General features: G+C 34.3%; 16 protein-coding genes. 6 read left to right on the top strand and 10 right to left on the bottom strand.

Features of this window, described 5'->3' with window-relative positions:
• Window positions 1-51: 51 nt before the first annotated feature.
• Both AAYQ19_RS07250 and can read left to right on the top strand, forming a co-directional pair.
• The gene (locus AAYQ19_RS07250) at window positions 52-1701 is read left to right on the top strand and encodes a SulP family inorganic anion transporter (RefSeq protein ID WP_343535456.1); all 1650 of its coding nucleotides are present in this window, start codon (window positions 52-54) and stop codon (window positions 1699-1701) included.
• A gap of 120 nt (window positions 1702-1821) precedes the next feature.
• A complete protein-coding gene (gene can / locus AAYQ19_RS07245) occupies window positions 1822-2457 on the top strand; it encodes a carbonate dehydratase (RefSeq protein ID WP_343535454.1) in 636 nt (211 codons plus the stop codon).
• A 41-nt stretch (window positions 2458-2498) separates the two neighbouring features.
• Here can and AAYQ19_RS07240 read toward each other — a convergent pair whose 3' ends face one another.
• On the bottom strand, window positions 2499-3701 hold the full coding sequence (locus AAYQ19_RS07240; RefSeq protein WP_343535452.1) for an LETM1-related biofilm-associated protein: 1203 nt from the start codon (window positions 3699-3701) through the stop codon (window positions 2499-2501).
• 110 nt (window positions 3702-3811) lie between these two features.
• Complete coding sequence (locus AAYQ19_RS07235; RefSeq protein ID WP_343535450.1) at window positions 3812-4339, bottom strand: superoxide dismutase family protein; 528 nt, start codon at window positions 4337-4339, stop codon at window positions 3812-3814.
• Window positions 4340-4592: 253 nt separating this feature from the next.
• Between AAYQ19_RS07235 and AAYQ19_RS07230 the strand changes: the two genes are divergently transcribed.
• The 4 genes from AAYQ19_RS07230 (at window position 4593) to AAYQ19_RS07215 (ending at window position 7022) form a co-directional block, all read left to right on the top strand.
• A complete protein-coding gene (locus AAYQ19_RS07230) occupies window positions 4593-4979 on the top strand; it encodes an META domain-containing protein (protein WP_445709686.1) in 387 nt (128 codons plus the stop codon).
• Between the two features lie 37 nt (window positions 4980-5016).
• Window positions 5017-5538: a DUF4251 domain-containing protein gene (locus tag AAYQ19_RS07225; RefSeq protein ID WP_343535446.1), complete on the top strand. Its 522-nt coding sequence runs from the start codon at window positions 5017-5019 to the stop codon at window positions 5536-5538.
• Between the two features lie 37 nt (window positions 5539-5575).
• The gene (locus AAYQ19_RS07220; protein WP_343535444.1) at window positions 5576-6466 is read left to right on the top strand and encodes a transporter; all 891 of its coding nucleotides are present in this window, start codon (window positions 5576-5578) and stop codon (window positions 6464-6466) included.
• Between the two features lie 70 nt (window positions 6467-6536).
• Window positions 6537-7022 (top strand): hypothetical protein, encoded by a 486-nt coding sequence (locus AAYQ19_RS07215; protein WP_343535442.1) that lies wholly within the window; start codon window positions 6537-6539, stop codon window positions 7020-7022.
• A 70-nt stretch (window positions 7023-7092) separates the two neighbouring features.
• On the opposite strand, the gene AAYQ19_RS07210 is transcribed toward AAYQ19_RS07215, so the two are convergent.
• The 8 genes from AAYQ19_RS07210 to AAYQ19_RS07175 form a co-directional block, all read right to left on the bottom strand.
• Complete coding sequence (locus AAYQ19_RS07210; protein ID WP_343535440.1) at window positions 7093-8187, bottom strand: glycoside hydrolase family 18 protein; 1095 nt, start codon at window positions 8185-8187, stop codon at window positions 7093-7095.
• Window positions 8188-8402: 215 nt separating this feature from the next.
• Window positions 8403-10208, bottom strand: coding sequence for an acyl-CoA dehydrogenase FadE (locus AAYQ19_RS07205; RefSeq protein WP_343535438.1), 1806 nt, complete (start codon window positions 10206-10208; stop codon window positions 8403-8405).
• Window positions 10209-10263: 55 nt separating this feature from the next.
• The gene (locus AAYQ19_RS07200; protein ID WP_207295241.1) at window positions 10264-10614 is read right to left on the bottom strand and encodes a four helix bundle protein; all 351 of its coding nucleotides are present in this window, start codon (window positions 10612-10614) and stop codon (window positions 10264-10266) included.
• A 147-nt stretch (window positions 10615-10761) separates the two neighbouring features.
• On the bottom strand, window positions 10762-11943 hold the full coding sequence (locus tag AAYQ19_RS07195; RefSeq protein ID WP_343535434.1) for a thiolase family protein: 1182 nt from the start codon (window positions 11941-11943) through the stop codon (window positions 10762-10764).
• A 94-nt stretch (window positions 11944-12037) separates the two neighbouring features.
• On the bottom strand, window positions 12038-14428 hold the full coding sequence (locus tag AAYQ19_RS07190) for a 3-hydroxyacyl-CoA dehydrogenase/enoyl-CoA hydratase family protein (RefSeq protein ID WP_343535432.1): 2391 nt from the start codon (window positions 14426-14428) through the stop codon (window positions 12038-12040).
• A 57-nt stretch (window positions 14429-14485) separates the two neighbouring features.
• Window positions 14486-14944 (bottom strand): MarR family winged helix-turn-helix transcriptional regulator, encoded by a 459-nt coding sequence (locus AAYQ19_RS07185; protein ID WP_160782212.1) that lies wholly within the window; start codon window positions 14942-14944, stop codon window positions 14486-14488.
• 220 nt (window positions 14945-15164) lie between these two features.
• Complete coding sequence (locus AAYQ19_RS07180; RefSeq protein ID WP_343535425.1) at window positions 15165-16202, bottom strand: helix-turn-helix transcriptional regulator; 1038 nt, start codon at window positions 16200-16202, stop codon at window positions 15165-15167.
• A gap of 217 nt (window positions 16203-16419) precedes the next feature.
• Window positions 16420-17043, bottom strand: a complete 624-nt coding sequence (locus AAYQ19_RS07175; protein ID WP_343535424.1) for an HD domain-containing protein — start codon at window positions 17041-17043, stop codon at window positions 16420-16422.
• Window positions 17044-17064: the final 21 nt, after the last annotated feature.

Here is a 17064-nt window from a genome sequence, read left to right as displayed (position 1 = left end):
ATTTGCATAAATGCGGTCAATCTTTAATGAATAATTTTTTAGTATTGTGTTATGACAAAAAAAATCAATCTTTTTGCTAACCTAAAATCTGATTTTGCCTCAGGTTTGGTGGTTTTTTTGGTGGCTCTTCCATTATGCTTAGGTATAGCAATGGCTTCTGGAGCGCCTTTATTTTCTGGAATTATCGCAGGTGTTGTTGGTGGTATAGTAGTAGGTTACTTAAGCCAATCCCATATTAGCGTTTCAGGTCCTGCTGCTGGATTAACAGCAATTATTTTAACCGCTATTACTGATTTTGGTGCTTTTGATGTGTTTTTGTTGTCCGTTTTTATCGCGGGATTAATTCAATTAGCATTAGGGTTTTTGAAGGCCGGAAGTATATCAAATTATTTTCCAACGAATGTAATCGAAGGAATGTTAGCGGGTATCGGTATCATTATCATTTTAAAACAATTGCCACACGCTTTTGGTTACGATGCTGATTTTGAGGGTGATCAAGCTTTTATTCAAAATGATGGAAGCAATTCGTTTTCATTTTTATTTGACGTGATTAATCATATTCAATTAGGTGCTGTTGTAATTTCGGCTGTTTCACTTGCGATATTGCTTGCTTGGGATAAAGTGCCATTTTTGAAAAGCTTGAAATTAGTTCCGGGCGCTTTGGTTGCAGTTATTTTGGGAGTAGTGCTTAATGAAGTTTTTATTTCTTCAGGAAGTTCGTTGGCAATTGCAAAAGAACATTTGGTTTCGTTGCCTGTTCCGAAATCTTTTGATGATTTCAAATCGATTTTGATTCTTCCAAAATTTAGTGCTGTAACAAATCCGCAAGTGTGGGTTGTGGGGGTTACGATTGCTATTGTTGCTTCTATCGAAACATTATTATGCATCGAAGCTTCGGATAGAATGGATGTTCAAAAACGTTATACAGATACCAATGTGGAGCTTCGCGCACAAGGAATTGGTAATGTAATTAGTTCACTTTTAGGTGGTTTGCCAATGACATCTGTAGTGGTTAGATCATCTGCAAACAATAATGCAGGTGCAAAATCTAAAATGTCAACCATTATCCACGGGTTCTTTTTATTGATCAGTGTTTTGTCGATTCCGGCAATTTTAAATAAGATTCCATTAGCAACTTTGGCTACAGTTTTAATTTTAGTAGGTTATAAATTAGCTAAACCAGCAACTTTCATGCATTTCTGGGAAAAGGGCAAATATCAATTTGTGCCTTTTATAGCAACATTAGTCTTTGTTGTTGCTACAGATTTGCTGAAAGGGGTTGCGTTGGGAATTATCATCAGTATCATTTTTGTATTGAGAGGTAATTTAAAAAGAGCTTATATTTTCAAAAAAGAAGAATATGAAGATGGTGACATTATTCATATCGATTTAGCTCAAGAAGTTTCTTTCTTGAATAAAGCGGCAATCAAACAAACTTTAAGCGAGATTCCTGAAAACTCAAAAGTAGTGATCAATGCCCATGATACGGAGTACATTGCCCATGATGTTTTAGATTTGATTCGTGAGTTTAAAGAAACACGTGCTATCGACGAAAACATCAAAGTAAAACTGAAAGGTTTTAAAGAGGCATACGAGCTGGAAAATACGCCAGAGAACAATAATCATGTTACAATTGAGCATTATTATGACGTTGCCAAAAGAGCTTTGGTGAAAAAAGAAACCATAAAAGAGGAGTTTTAAAACAAATAACAAAAATTAAAGTATTTCTATGACACAGGAAATGTCAAAATTTAGGTAACTTTACATAAATTCTTTTTTGATGCACTTAAGCAATAGAAATACCTTCAAAAAATAAAAAAAATGAGAAAATTTTATGAGCAGTTATTAGAAAATAATAAGAAGTGGGTTGAAACTTCATTAGCAAAAGATCCGAATTATTTCGCTGATTTAGCTAAGGGACAACAACCACCATTATTATGGATTGGATGTTCTGACAGTCGTGTTCCTGCAAACGAAATTGTTGGCGCAAAACCAGGTGAAGTTTTTGTACACAGAAATATTGCAAACATGGTTGTTCACTCTGATATGAACATGTTGAGTGTACTAGACTACGCGGTAAATGTTTTGAAAATTAAGCATATTATTGTTTGTGGACACTACGGATGTGGTGGTGTGAAAGCAGCAATGGGCAATCAATCTGTTGGGATTATCGACAACTGGATTCGTCATATTAAGGATGAATACCGTTTGCATGATAAATACCTAAATTCAATTGAAGATGAAACGGAGCGTTTCAATACTTTTGTTGAAATCAATGCTAAAGAGCAAGTTTATAATTTAGCTAAAACTTCAATAGTTCAAGGAGCTTGGGCAAATGGTCAAGACTTGATGCTTCACGGTTGGGTGTACGGACTGAATTCTGGTTTCGTAACCGATTTGAATGTTACAATCAGTTCAAATGCAGAGCTTGATGATGTTTATCAGTTAGATTTATAAGATTACAATAAAAAAAAATCGCCTCAAAAGGGCGATTTTTTTTATTCGTTTTCGTCTAGATTTTCATTAAAAGCTGACGGAAGCATTGTTGGGATAAACTTTATCAAGATTGGCAACAACAAACTGCCACCAGGAAGTAAAAAGATTGTCAACGATGGAATCGTTTTACAGATGTCCAAAAGCTGTTTTTTTACTTTTTTCTTTTCTTTGGCATCCAAATCTCTTGTTGTGGAATAAGCCAAAAGCACCATTAATTCTTTACTTTGAACGATTTCTTTTACCAATCGGTTTTTATTTCTAATAATCAGTTTTACAACCGTGTGCGTCATTTGGTCGTAAAAATGTTTTACAGGATTGGAATAATTGAAATACGGAATTTTCTTTTTATGAGTCGTTATGAAGGTGTTTGTCGTTGCTATGCTTTTGGTTACAAAATCATCATCAACACCCATTGTCGAGCCTAAAGAATATAAAAAGTAAGCCTCTTCATTCTCTACAACACCATCGCTCCATAAAGCCATTCCAGCCATATCGATCAAATAATAATGTTCTAAAGTATTTGTGAAATAATCTAAAGACAATGTTTCTAGTGTTTCAACAGTAACTTTTGAGAATTTAGAATAGCGAATTGATGCTTCAAAAAGCTTTATCAATAAATCGTCATGTTGTGATTTGACGGTTTTTGTTTTTAAAGCAAGTCCCACAATACCTAAAACGGTTTCTTCAATACGTTTTAAATACTTTTCAGGAATTGAACCGTGTTCCAAATATTGTCGAAAAGCCAAAACATCGATAAAAAGCAAAGCATTCGTAACTAAATGCGAAAAGTTTTTGCTGATGATACTATCGTTTGTTTGAACTCTTTGGTCAATTATATTTTCTAATGAAAGAGAAGGAGTGTCTTTTGGAAGTAAAATTTTAAACAAATTAAACCCTTCCGGATTCATTTGATTGTAGAATTTTAAAGCTTCAGAAATAAAATTGTTTGGTTCAGAATTTCTTTTTTCCAAACAAAACACATGATATAAAGTATTTAATAACGCAACTTTTGAAATCTCAGTCTTGAACCAGCCTTTTATCGGAATAGGAATTTGTGAATCGATAGAAATGATATGACCGTATATAAAGCCAGTTTCTCTTACTTTAAAGTAAAAGGAATCAGTGGTTTCAAAAGGAATAGCTTCTGAAAACTTTTGTTCGCTAAAAAACTTATCTATCCAGCCTGGTGCCGATGCGTTGATCATTAACTTTAATTTGAAAATGCAAAGCTAATTTTTTTTCTTGTCTTAGAATTCATTTAAAATGAAATAACCACTAGATTTTGTGAAAAAATAGTGGTTATTGCAATTTTTTATTATTTGATGATTCCTGCACAAGCAACTCTACCGCCTGCATTTCCAGTTGGTTGCGTCGTGAAGTCATCTGTTCCTTGATGTACAATCAATCCTTTTCCTAAAACATCTTTGGTTGCATCACCACAGCCTACACACCATTCGTCTGTAGTCAAAGTGATTGTTCCGTTTCCTTTTGCATCAGCAGTAAAGTTTCCGATATCACCTTTATGGTATTCGCCAACTCCCCATTTTCCGTGTTTTTTGAAAGTTGGATTCCAGTGTCCACCTGCAGAACTTCCATCAGCTGCAGAACAATCAGATTTTTCATGAATGTGGATCGCGTGAACTCCAGGTTGTAATCCCGCAACTTTAGCTGTAAAAGTTACTTTTCCGTTTTTCTCCGTAAAAGTGGCAGTTCCGCTAACGGTACTGTTGCTTTTTGGCTCCAGATTTACAGTCAAAGTTTTGGCATCATTTGATTTTGTATTAGTCTTACAACCAATAATTAAGGCTGTAATTATAGCGAAAGAAACAATTGCTTTTTTCATATGAGAGGCATTTAAATTAATAATTAAGTAAATTTAACATAAAAAAGGCGATAAAATTGACTCTAAAAGTTAAATAAATCTAAAACTATTAAGCGTAATTTAATGACACTTTGAGTACAGAACACAAAAATATTGCTTAAATTCGTATAGCTTTTTAACGAAAAATTTCCCAAGTCTCGTTTTATAATACATTAATTTTTAATGCCTAACGTTATGATGAAGATTTTTTTTTATACTTGTTTTTTTGGGTGCTGTGCTAATTTCTTGCAAATGTCAAAAAACAGATTCGGTTTCTAAATTAGATGGAAATTGGGAACTTAATTATATTTCCGGCCCGCGAATAGCTTTTGATGGTTTGTATCCAAATAAAAAACCAACCATCAATTTCAATACAAAAGAAAGTCATGTTTCAGGAAACAACAGCTGTAATTCATTTAATGGAAAATTGGCTGTTGATGGAAATAAAATTGATTTCACACAGCCAATGGCAGTCACAAAAATGATGTGCATGGATGGGCAAGGCGAGCAAGTTTTCATGAGCACGCTTCAAAAAATAACGTCTTATGATATTACTGATGACGGAAAAACTTTAAACTTTATTTCTGGAGATATCGCGATGATGCGATTTACCAAAAAATAAAAATTACTCTATTTTAACTCTATTAAATTTATATTTTATGTCACCTAAATTATCCATTTTATTAGTGTTATCCTGTTTTTTTAGTTTCTCTGTTTTAGCGCAGGAAAAATCTAAAAAAGAGCTTAAAGCAGAACGTGAACTGCAAAAACAAAAAGAAATAGAAGCTTTAATTGATTCTAAAAATTTTGCTTATGAAGCGCAAAAAGCAACTCCACAAGGAGGAAGGCTTTTGAATCTAGACTACAATACGTATTTTTTGGATTTTAATGAAACCAAGACTACTTGCGATCTTCCGTTTTTTGGACGTGCATATAATGTTGCTTATGGAGGTGATGGCGGAATTAAATTTGAAGGCGTTCCTGAGAATACCAAAATAGAAAAAAGCAAAAAAAAGATTATTGTTAGATCAACTGTGAAAGGGAAAGATGATGTTTTTGATCTCTTGTTTACCATATTTTTTGACGGAAGCGCTTCACTTTCGATTACTAGTAATAATAGAGGTTCAATTTCTTACGATGGTGAAATACATCCGCCAAAAACAAATGAAATTAAAAATTAAGAGTTATAACTTGATTGTATCGCCAATTCTTTAATTTATGCCAAAAAAATACTTCTGTGCTGTGCTATTTTTATTCAATATGATGAGTTATAGCCAAGATCTAGAGCCAAGAGCGTATGCTAATGTGCCAAAAAAATTAAATGTAGCCGCATTAGGTTACGTATTCATGGATGGAAACGTGGTTACTGAGCCATCATTACCTATTTCCGATTTTAAAATTCAAAGTCACAATGTTGCAGCTAGTTATGTTAGAACGTTTGGTTTGGCGAACAAATTAGCACGTATTCAGGTTTCGCTTCCATTTACTTTTATGGATGGTTCAGCAAATGTTGCTGGCGATTTGGTCACTGGTTCAAGAACCGGTTTTGCCGACACAAAAGTGCGCTTTGGTGTAAATTTGTTAGGTTCGCCAGCGCTTGATAAAAGTGAGTTCAGATCTTTTCAGCAAAAAACAATATTAGGGGTCAGTTTGGTGACTTCAATTCCGACAGGAAGATATTATGAAGACAAACGAGTGAATATAGGCACAAACCGTTGGGGAGTAAAACCCGAAATTGGTGTTTCTAAACGATTTGCCCATGTATACGCAGAGGCATATGGAGGAGTTTGGTTTTATACGGACAACAATGATTTTTTAGGGAAAAAAATGGAACAAAAACCTACGTATAGTCTGCAAGCGCATGCAAGTTATTATTTTAAAAACAACATGTGGGTTGGTTTTAATACAACGTGGTTCTTTGGTGGAAAAACAATAATTGATGGTGTTCCCGAAGCAAGTCAAATAGATAACTGGAGGATAGGAGGGACGTTTTCAACACCTATCGCAAAAGGGCAGTCTATCCGATTTCAATATCATGCTGGGGCTTTTACCAATAATGGTTTGGATTATTATGCTTTATCAGCAGTCTATCAATATTCTTTTTTTTAACGTAATGTCTTGAAAATAATAAAGTTTTAATGTGCATAATTATTTAGGAACAAATTTAAAATCAAAAACTATGAAAAAATTAAGTCTTATTTTTATTATGGCTCTTGCCACGTTTTCATCTTATGCTCAATCTTCATTTAAGGAAGATGTTGATGTTTTGCAAAGTATTTATGGAAAATCAAAAAGTGATTTAGTGAAGCAGTATATGAATTTGTCTGATTCGCAAGCGACCGCTTTTGCCGCAGTTTATGATAAGTATGAAACCGAGCGTAAAGCTTTAGGACAAACCAAGTTTCAGCTTCTGAATGATTATGCAGCCAATTATGAAACTTTAACAGATGCTAAAGCAGATGAATTAGCAAAAGGAACATTGAAAAATCATATTGCATATGAAAAACTATATGAGAAAACCTATAATCAGGCTAAGAAAGCGATTGGAGCTATAAATGCGGCGAAATTTATTCAGTTGGAAGTTTATTTACAGACTATTATTAAATCGGAGATTTTAGAAGCGATTCCGTTTATTGGAGAATTGGATAAAACAAAAGTGCAATAAATAATTTTCCCAAATAAAAAACGGCAGTTATTCAAAAAATAGCTGCCGTTTTTTTTATTTTATAAGGATGTTATTTACCTGTTTTTACTTCATAAATAGCATTCACCATTCCGTCACGGAATTTATCTAATGGAAGTTCCCAAAACATAATTCCGCCTAATTTTTTAGATTTTGCATATTCCGTTTTTGCTTTTATAGAAACTAAATCGTCGCCAGTTGCAAATTTTTTGTCTTTTTCGTTGTACCAGTATGGCGCTTTTGCTTTATCATCCCAGAAATATTTCCATCCATTTGCTTCGGTCAAAGTTGTAGAAAAATCTCTAAATGAAGTTCCGTCGGTATGTTCTCCTGATTGATATAATCCATTATTTACATTCGCAACATTTTTCCAAGTTCTGGTGTAAAATGCACCACCAATAACTAATTTTTCTGCTGGAACGCCTTGTTTTAATAAGTACGTAACCGCTCTGTCAGTTGATTCTTCTTTTGGATTTGTGCTGTATAATGGCGTGTGATGTCCCGTAACTTTAGAATATCCGTTTACTAAATCATAACTCATGATATTAATTCTATTAACGTATGGCGCAACACCTTTCCAGTCGATTGATTCATCCAAACATTTTTGAAAACCTCCCGCAGCAAAACTTAGCTCGTATTTTTTTCCTAATGTTGAACGTAAAATTTTAAGCAGATCCGTAAAATTTGGTTTGTCAGCGGCTTGATATAAATGTCCCGGAAGGCCTTCGATTGAAGGGTATTCCCAATCTAAATCCAATCCGTCAACTTTAAAATAATCGCTTACTTCCTTTACTGATTTTGCAAATTTCACACGACCTTCAGCAGTTGAAAAAGCAGCAGAACAAGGTTCGCAACCTCCCCATCCACCAAGTGAAAGAACAATTTTTAATTGCGGATTTTTTGCTTTTAAAGAAACTAAGTGTTTAATCGTTAAAGAATCTTTTGGAGAATCAACGCTTAATTTTCCATCTCTCAAATGGCAAAAACTGAATATAATTTGATCCAATTTGTTGACCTCATACTGATCAATAAGATTAGAATCGCCTGTATAATAAGCGATAATGTCTAGTTTTTTGTTTTTCTGTGCAAATGAATTTGTGGATAACACCAGAAAAAACAAAATTGTAATTAGGTTAAGTTGTTTCATGTTTTAGTTTTTTAGAATGCTAAATATACTGTAATGTATTCAATATTTAACTATACTAAAACGTTTTAATTTGAATTTTAACGAATTATTTGCAAATTACTGCAAAAATATTGCGTTTTTAGGTTCTGTCTTTCAGATGAAAATAAAAAATAAGCCCGCGCATTTTCGGACTTGCGCGGGCTTAAACAAATTAAAAGCTAAAAACTATTTTTGAATTAGAAGCAGTAAGTGTTTTCTGCAACCAATTTTTCTGCAATTTTTTCTCTCAACGCTACTACGTTTGGAAGATTAGTATATTTAGTGAAACGTTTAAGTCCCATTAACATCATACGTTGTTCGTCTCCTTCAGAGAATGAAGCAATTCCTTCTTTTCCTCTCAAGTTTACGATATCTACAGCTTTGTACAAGTATAATTTTGCCATTGCAATTTGCTCTTGTACTTTATCTTCACCTTGAGATTTAGCTAATTTCTCAGTTCTCAAGATAGTACTTTCAGCCATGTAGATTTCGATCAAGATATCAGCAGCAGCCATTAATAACTGTTGGTGAGAATCTAAATCTGGACCATATTTTTGAACAGCGCTACCAGCAACCATCAAGAAAACTTTTTTCAAGTTTGCCACGATTACTTTTTCTTCTGAGAATAATTCAGAGAAATCTGGAGTATCAAAAGATGGAATTCCCATTAATTCTTCTTGAACTTTCATTGCTGGCCCAAGTAAATCAACGTGTCCTTTCATTGCTTTTTTGATTAACATACCTACAGAAAGCATTCTGTTGATTTCGTTTGTACCTTCGTAGATACGAGCGATACGAGCATCTCTCCAAGCGCTTTCCATTGGAGTGTCCTCAGAGAATCCCATTCCACCAAAAACTTGAATTCCTTCGTCAGAACAGTTTTGAACATCCTCAGAAACTGCAACTTTCAAGATAGAGCACTCGATAGCATATTCTTCAACACCTTTCAATTCTGCTTCTTGGTGAGAAGTTCCTTCCGCTTCACGAGCAGCGATTCTGTCTTCGATGTCTTTTGCAGCACGGTAAGAAGCACTTTCTCCAGCGTAAGCATTAGTTGCCATTTCAGCCAATTTAGAACGGATAGCTCCAAAAGATGAAATAGAAGTATTGAACTGAATTCTTTCGTTAGCATATTTTACAGCGCCAGAAGTAACTCTTCTTTGTGCATCTAAACAAGCTGCAGCCAATTTAATACGTCCAACGTTCAAAGCATTCATTGCAATTTTGAAACCGTTTCCTCTTTCAGATAACATGTTTTCAACCGGAACTTTTGTTTCGTTGAAGAAAACCTGACGAGTAGAAGAAGCACGGATTCCTAATTTATGCTCTTCTTCATTCATAGAAATTCCGTTTGAAGGGTCGTTTTCTACGATGAAACCTGTAATATTTTTATCATCTCCAATACGAGCAAAAACGATGAAAACGCTGCAGAAACCTGCATTCGAAATCCACATTTTTTGACCTGTAATAGAATAGTATTTTCCATCTTCAGATAAAACTGCTTTTGTTTTTCCTGAGTTAGCATCAGACCCTGCGCCTGGCTCAGTTAAACAGTAAGCGCCGAACCATTCTCCAGAAGCTAATTTCGGAACGTATTTTTTCTTTTGTTCCTCAGTTCCGTAAAGTGTAATTGGCATAGTTCCAATTCCGGTATGTGCACCAAAAGCTGTAGAAAAAGATCCAGTTGCTCCAGAAATGTAGTCACAAACCAACATTGTAGAAACGAATCCCATTCCTAATCCGCCGTATTCTTCCGGAACCGCAACTCCTAAAAGTCCCAATTCACCTGCTTTACGCATTGAAGATTCGGTATAAGCGTAATCTTTCTTTTCAAAACGATCTTTATGCGCCCATAATTCTTTGTCTACGAACTCTTTTACAGAGTCACGCATCATTAACTGCTCTTCTGAGAAATCTTCTGGTGTGAAGATGTCCTCACATTTTGTTTCTTTAACCAAAAACTGACCACCACGAGTCACGTTTTTTTCGATTGTATCTGCCATTTTGTTTTTGTTTTTTTATGAAAGAAAATAGAATATAGAGTATAGAAAATAGACTTTACTTTAGTCCGTTTTGAAAACCCATTGTCATTCTTTGGAATTCTTCTATTTTAATTTCTAATTGGTTAAATTGTATCTCGTTTATATATTTTCTATGCTTAGCAATCAATAATTGTGTAATTAGTTCAAATGAAGAGCCTAGAGAAATGTCTAAAAAGTGACTGAAAGACTTATCAGTTCTTGAAGATCCTTCAGCAATATTACTAGGCATCGAAACCGAACATCTGCTTATTTGAGAACTCAAATCGTATCGTTCGTGTTTTGGAAATTCTATTAATATGTCTGAAATTTCATTGGCAATTGCAATTCCGATCTTCCAAATCTTTAAGTTCTTATAATTATGTCTCATGTTTTTTTGAGTCAAGTTAATAAAATAAAAAGTAAGAATATTACTATTTTATTTGTTTTTTAAAACTTTTATATAATTTCTAAAAGTCTATCTCTTTATTCTCAAAGAAAACATCTATTCTCTTTATTCTATATTCTATTCTCTTTTTTAAAGAACTTCGTAGATTCCAGCAGAACCTTGTCCAGTACCTACACACATGCTCACAATTCCGTATTTGTTGCCACGACGTTTCATTTCATCAAATAACTGAACAGAAAGTTTAGCACCAGTACAACCTAGAGGGTGTCCTAATGAAATTGCTCCACCGTTTACGTTTACGATATCCGGATTTAAACCTAATTCGCGAGATACCGCTAAAGCTTGTGAAGCGAAAGCCTCGTTTAATTCAATTAATTCAATATCGTTCAAAGTTAATCCTGCTTGTTTCAAAGCTTTCGGAATAGCTTTTACAGGTCCGATACCCATAATTCTTGGCTCAACACCAGAAGAAGCAAAGTTTACTAGACGTGCAATTGGCTCAAGATTTAATTCTTTTACCATGTCTTCGCTCATAATTAAAACGAAAGCAGCACCGTCGCTCATTTGAGAAGAGTTACCAGCAGTTACACTTCCGTCAGCAGCAAAAACGGGTCTTAAACCAGCTAAAGCTTCTTTAGAAGTTCCAGCTCTTGGTCCTTCGTCTTTATTCACTACGTATGATTTCGTTTCTTTTTTACCGTTTTCATTGATGAAAGTCTGCTCAACAGTAATTGGAACGATTTGTTTATCGAATTTTCCTTCTGCTTGTGCTTTTAAAGCTTTCATGTGAGAATTGTAAGCAAACTCATCTTGATCTTCTCTAGAAACATTGTATTGTTTAGCAACCGCTTCGGCAGTTAAACCCATTCCCCAGTAGTAATCTTCGTGACCTGCAGCGGCAACTTTATAATCCGGAGTTGGTTTGTAACCTCCCATCGGAATATAACTCATGCTTTCTGCACCACCAGCAATGATACAATCTGCCATTCCAGATTGGATTTTAGCCGTTGCCATTCCGATAGTTTCTAATCCAGATGCACAGTAACGGTTTACTGTAACACCAGGAACGTCTTCTACTTTTAATCCCATTAAAGAGATCAAACGACCAACGTTAAGTCCTTGTTCTGCTTCTGGCATCGCATTTCCAACCATAACGTCGTCAATACGTTTTTTGTCAAAATCAGGCAGTTCATTCATCATAAACTGAATGGTTTCAGCAGCTAATTCATCAGGTCTTTTAAATCTAAAAACACCTTTTGGAGCTTTTCCAACTGCTGTTCTATATGCTTTTACTATATATGCTGTTTTCATTTGTTTTTGTTTTTTAAGAGTATAGAAGATAGAGTATAGAAAATAGACTTTGCTAAGTCTTGAAATCTATATTCTATTCTCTTTGTTCTATTTTCTAATTACGAAGTGGTTTTCCTTTAGTTAACATATACTGAATTCTCTCCAAAGTCTTACGCTCTGTACATAAACTCAAGAAAGCTTCACGTTCGATATCTAATAAGTATTGTTCAGAAACTAAAGTTGCTTCAGATAAATCACCACCAGCCATTACGTAAGCCAGTTTGTTGGCGATTTTCTTGTCGTGTTCAGAGATGTATTTTCCAGCTTCCATTTGATCCGTTCCAACTAAGAACATTCCTAAAGCTTGTTTTCCTAGAACTTTAATATCGTTTCTTCTGATTGGCTGTGTGTAACCAGCTTCAGCCATTAACAACGCATGTTTTTTAGCTTCAGCAATCTGACGGTCTTTGTTTACTACGATAATATCTTTACCATGTTGTAAAAGGCCTGTGTCGAAAGCTTCATAACCAGAAGTTGAAACTTTTGCCATAGCAATAGTCAAGAAATACTCTTGAAGAACGTTTAATTCCACGTCATTTTTACGGAATAAATCTGAAGCTCTTAAAGTCAATTCTTTAGAACCACCACCACCAGGGATAACTCCAACACCAAATTCAACTAATCCCATATAAGTTTCTGCAGCAGCAACTACTTTATCAGCATGTAAGCTCATTTCGCATCCACCACCAAAAGTCATTCCGTGAGGCGCAACAATTACTGGAATTGAAGAATAACGAACACGCATCATTGTATCTTGGAACAATTTAATTGCCATATTCAATTCGTCGTATTCTTGCTCAACCGCCATCATGAAAATCATTCCGATATTAGCTCCAACAGAGAAATTCGCAGCCTGGTTTCCAATAACCAAACCTTGATGCTCTTTTTCAGCTAATTCAATTGCTTTATTGATTGCAGAAAGTACATCACCACCAATAGTATTCATTTTAGATTGGAATTCTAAGTTTAAGATTCCGTCTCCTAAATCTTGGATAATTGCTCCACTGTTGCTCCAAACTTTTTTGCTTTCGCGGATGTTGTTTAGGATAATGAAAGAATCTTGTCCAGGAACTTTTACCTGAGATTTTGTTGGAAGGTTATAGAAATAAGTAGCACCTTCTTTAACAGTATAGAAACTGTCGCTTCCAGAAGCCAGCATTTCGTTTACCCATGCAGCAGGCTCTAAACCTTCTGCTTTCATGATTTCGATTCCTTTTGCAACGCCAATAGCATCCCAGATTTCGAATGGACCATTTTCCCATCCAAAACCAGCTTTCATAGCGTCGTCAATTTTGTATAATTCGTCTGAGATTTCAGGAATTCTGTTTGAAACATAAGCAAACATTCCAGCGAAACTCTTACGGTAGAATTCTCCCGCTTTGTCAGTACCTTTTACTAAAACTTTAAAACGATTAATAGGTTTATCGATAGTTTTAGTTAATTCTAAAGTGGCAAAATTTGCTTTTTTTGCAGCGCGGTATTCTAATGTATCTAAGTCTAAAGAAAGAATATCTTTATCTACTTTTTTATAGAAACCTTGTCCAGTTTTGCTTCCTAGCCAATTATTTTCCATCATTTTGTTGATGAAATCAGGAAGTTTAAACAATTCGTGTTGTTCGTCAGTTGGGCAGTTTTCATAAATACCATTGGCAACATGCACCAAAGTATCTAAACCAACAACGTCAACTGTACGGAAAGTAGCCGATTTAGGACGTCCAATAACTGGTCCAGTCAATTTATCAACTTCTTCAATCGTTAATCCCATTTCTTTAACTAAATGGAATAAACTCTGAATTCCGTAAATACCAATTCTGTTTCCAATAAATGCTGGAGTATCTTTAGCAACAACCGAAGTTTTTCCTAAGAATTTAGAACCGTATTCGTTTAAGAAATCCAATACTTCATTTGAAGTTTTTGGACCAGGAATAATTTCAAATAATTTTAAGTAACGCGCAGGGTTAAAAAAGTGCGTTCCGCAGAAGTGTTGTTGGAAATCTTCGCTTCTTCCTTCGCTCATAAAGTGAATTGGAATACCAGAAGTATTAGAAGTAACCAAAGTTCCCGGTTTGCGGAATTTCTCAATTTGTTCAAAAACCAATTTCTTGATATCCAAACGCTCCACTACAACCTCGATAATCCAGTCAACATTAGCAATTTTTGCCATATCATCTGTCGTATTTCCAGTTGTGATTCGGCTTGCGAATTTCTGACTGTAAATAGGAGAGGGTTTCGATTTTAATGAGTTCGCCAAATGGTCATTTACCACACGGTTGCGAACGGCTTTACTTTCAAGAGTTAATCCTTTTTTAGCTTCAGCTTCTGTCAACTCGCGAGGAACGATGTCAAGCAGTAAAACTTCAACACCAATATTGGCAAAATGACAAGCTATTCCTGAACCCATAATTCCGGATCCAATTACAGCAACTTTTTTAATTGTGCGTTTCATAATTTGTTACTTGTTTGTTTTTTGCAGTTTTCGAATTATTTCTTGTCTTGCGAAATGCTATTCGTTTTCTGCGTTTTCTGTTTGATTAAATATGTTTTTGTCCTGAATTAATTCGTTGATGATTTCAGCAACTTCAATAAAATGATTCAGCTTTTCGTCTGAAACATGTTTTCTTACCGTTTCATTAAACTTCAGAACTGTATTTTTTGATAAATCTCTTTTCTCTTTTCCAAATTCTGTCAGGTAGATCAAAACGCCTCTTCCGTCACTTGGATTTTTTTTGCGAACAATCAAACCTTTTTCTTCCATAGATTTTAATGTTCTGGTCAAGCTCGTTGCTTCCATGCCCATTCTCGGACCTAAAGCGGTTGATGGCGTTCCTTCTTCCTTATCCATACTCAAAAGCGCAAATCCGGTTGCCATTGTGGCATCGTACTTCGCAGCTTCTTCGTTATACATTCTTGAAACAGCTTGCCATGTAGCTCTCAAAATATAATCTATCGTTTTATCTTTCATAGTAACTATATCGATTTCAAATATAATTAAAAAATACTATGCATGCATATTATTTTTAAATAAATTTTTGGTTAATTAAAAAATGTCTTTGGTTTTCAGTGTTTTGTGGTTAAATTTTAACTGAAATATACTATTCTTTTTTGAGGTTTTAACATTTTTGGTGGTTTAAAAATAGGTTTCTCATTTTAAAAATAGCTTTAATTCAGTATTATGTAATGAATTATGGATTTATTTCGGTTTTATTTTCTGTTTCATATTTGCTTAAAGCGTTTTGTAGAATCATTTTCATACGGTTTCGCAAGTTTTCGGGTCGGAGTATTTCGATTCCATCTCCAAAGCCTAAAAGAATTCGTTCCATTTCATAATTGGGCAAAAGAAAAATATGTACGATAATGCTTTGGTCGTCATTTTCTTTAATCAAACGCTGTGACGAATGCAATGGTTTCGTGAGTACGTAGGGCGCATTTTTAGCATCAACCCAAAGTTCAATTCGCCGTGGTTGTAAACCCGAATTCACAGTCACGCCAATTATGTTCTTATAATACGCTTCAGCATCAAAATCCTCTTCTATATAAGGAAGGTTAAAATCGTAGTCTATAGAAACAATTCTGTCCAAAGCTAAATTAGTAATAGGTTGAGAAGCTTTTTTCTTTCCAATCAAAAACCAGCGATTATTAAATTCCTTTAATATAAAAGGATGAAAGTGGAATTTCGTTTCTTCTCGTGATTTAAAAGATTTATACGTAATTACAAGTGCTACCTTTTTAATGATTGCCTGATAAATTTCATCTAAATAATGTAGCCCTTTTAATTTTTCGTTTTTATCCAAATAGATAACAGGTTTGGTATGCGATTTTTCGGCATAGATTTTATCTTCTAATCGTTGTAAAATATCGGAAACGTCATTAAAAAGAGAAAAATCTTTGAACTGCTTCAACATCGAAACGGTTTCCGTCAAAACATTCATATCCGTTTCCGTTAATGGAATATCTGTTATAGTGAAATCATCGTCTTCATATTTATAATACTTTTTATCGTAAACCACGATTGGAGCATTATAACCGAGTTTTTCACTTCGCATCAACTGAATATCCATTTGAATCGTTCGTTTGCTAATAGGAATATCACGGCCTTCATATTCTGATAAAGCTTCAGAACAACATTCGATCAAATCTTCCAAAGTCCATTGTCGGTATTTATTCTGCAGACATTTGTCGATTATTTTGTACCGAATTAAGGCATTTTTGTTTTGTGACATGCTTTGTGTGTTTTTTGCTCGCAATCCCGATTGTTATCGGGAGCGAAGGCGTAAAGTTTTTTAATTTAAAGATTATTGAGATTTGTTTCACGCTGATTTTACAGATTTGAGCAGATCTAAAAAGATTTTTATTTTTCAAATAATCTGCTGAATCTGCCTAAATCATTTTTAATCTGCGTGAAACAAAAAAACTTTGCGTCTTAGCGACTTTGCGAGATTATTTTTTACTTTCTAAATGACTTATTTCTTTTTCAATATTTCTTCTCGCTTTCTCTTCATACAAATTCCTAAACTCATTCGTCTGAAAAATAAATTCATATTCCAGAAAATGTTTCAACGCTTTCGCGCGCCCAGGTTTGTATAGAAAATCAGGATAAATGCGATATTCTTTTCGTATTTGTTCAAAATAGATTTTATAATCGTCCCAGTCTTTTGAAAGGATTTTCAAATCGAAATCAATTAGCCAATTAATATCTTCGTTTTCATTGTGTATGTGAAGTTGTGTAGCACAAATCGCATCAAAAACTAATTGTTTGTTTAAAGTATGATTTTCATCTAAAATCGACAAAGCAAATTCCGCACTTTTCAATTCATTATCTTTCTTCGAAGCTGAATAAACAAAATCATGATAAAAAATAGAAAATAATATTTCATTCGGATTTTCAAGACGATCGCGATAGATTTCAAAACTGGCAATCATTTCTTCTAAATGCGTGAGATTATGATAATGTCTTGATTTATTGGAGTATGCCTTTTCTAAACCAGTCCAGTTTTTCTGAATTTCATTTTCATTAAAACCAATATTCAGAAGTAAATCGGCGTAGATTTTATTCAGATTCATCTTGTTTTTTACTCAAATTTA

It is taken from the genome of Flavobacterium mesophilum (assembly GCF_039581405.1).
Classification (GTDB): domain Bacteria; phylum Bacteroidota; class Bacteroidia; order Flavobacteriales; family Flavobacteriaceae; genus Flavobacterium.
The sequence above is the reverse complement of the archived record's forward strand: the minus strand, read 5'-3'. Positions and strand labels throughout refer to the sequence as shown.

Excerpts from the sequence above, each read along its gene's own strand:
- AAYQ19_RS07250 (WP_343535456.1), top strand. The coding sequence starts at position 52 with ATGACAAAAAAAATCAATCTTTTTGCTAACCTAAAATCTGATTTTGCC.
- can (WP_343535454.1), top strand. The coding sequence starts at position 1,822 with ATGAGAAAATTTTATGAGCAGTTATTAGAAAATAATAAGAAGTGGGTT.
- AAYQ19_RS07240 (WP_343535452.1), bottom strand. The coding sequence starts at position 3,701 with ATGATCAACGCATCGGCACCAGGCTGGATAGATAAGTTTTTTAGCGAA.
- AAYQ19_RS07235 (WP_343535450.1), bottom strand. The coding sequence starts at position 4,339 with ATGAAAAAAGCAATTGTTTCTTTCGCTATAATTACAGCCTTAATTATT.
- AAYQ19_RS07225 (WP_343535446.1), top strand. The coding sequence starts at position 5,017 with ATGTCACCTAAATTATCCATTTTATTAGTGTTATCCTGTTTTTTTAGT.
- AAYQ19_RS07220 (WP_343535444.1), top strand. The coding sequence starts at position 5,576 with ATGCCAAAAAAATACTTCTGTGCTGTGCTATTTTTATTCAATATGATG.
- AAYQ19_RS07215 (WP_343535442.1), top strand. The coding sequence starts at position 6,537 with ATGAAAAAATTAAGTCTTATTTTTATTATGGCTCTTGCCACGTTTTCA.
- AAYQ19_RS07210 (WP_343535440.1), bottom strand. The coding sequence starts at position 8,187 with ATGAAACAACTTAACCTAATTACAATTTTGTTTTTTCTGGTGTTATCC.
- AAYQ19_RS07205 (WP_343535438.1), bottom strand. The coding sequence starts at position 10,208 with ATGGCAGATACAATCGAAAAAAACGTGACTCGTGGTGGTCAGTTTTTG.
- AAYQ19_RS07200 (WP_207295241.1), bottom strand. The coding sequence starts at position 10,614 with ATGAGACATAATTATAAGAACTTAAAGATTTGGAAGATCGGAATTGCA.
- AAYQ19_RS07195 (WP_343535434.1), bottom strand. The coding sequence starts at position 11,943 with ATGAAAACAGCATATATAGTAAAAGCATATAGAACAGCAGTTGGAAAA.
- AAYQ19_RS07190 (WP_343535432.1), bottom strand. The coding sequence starts at position 14,428 with ATGAAACGCACAATTAAAAAAGTTGCTGTAATTGGATCCGGAATTATG.
- AAYQ19_RS07185 (WP_160782212.1), bottom strand. The coding sequence starts at position 14,944 with ATGAAAGATAAAACGATAGATTATATTTTGAGAGCTACATGGCAAGCT.
- AAYQ19_RS07180 (WP_343535425.1), bottom strand. The coding sequence starts at position 16,202 with ATGTCACAAAACAAAAATGCCTTAATTCGGTACAAAATAATCGACAAA.
- AAYQ19_RS07175 (WP_343535424.1), bottom strand. The coding sequence starts at position 17,043 with ATGAATCTGAATAAAATCTACGCCGATTTACTTCTGAATATTGGTTTT.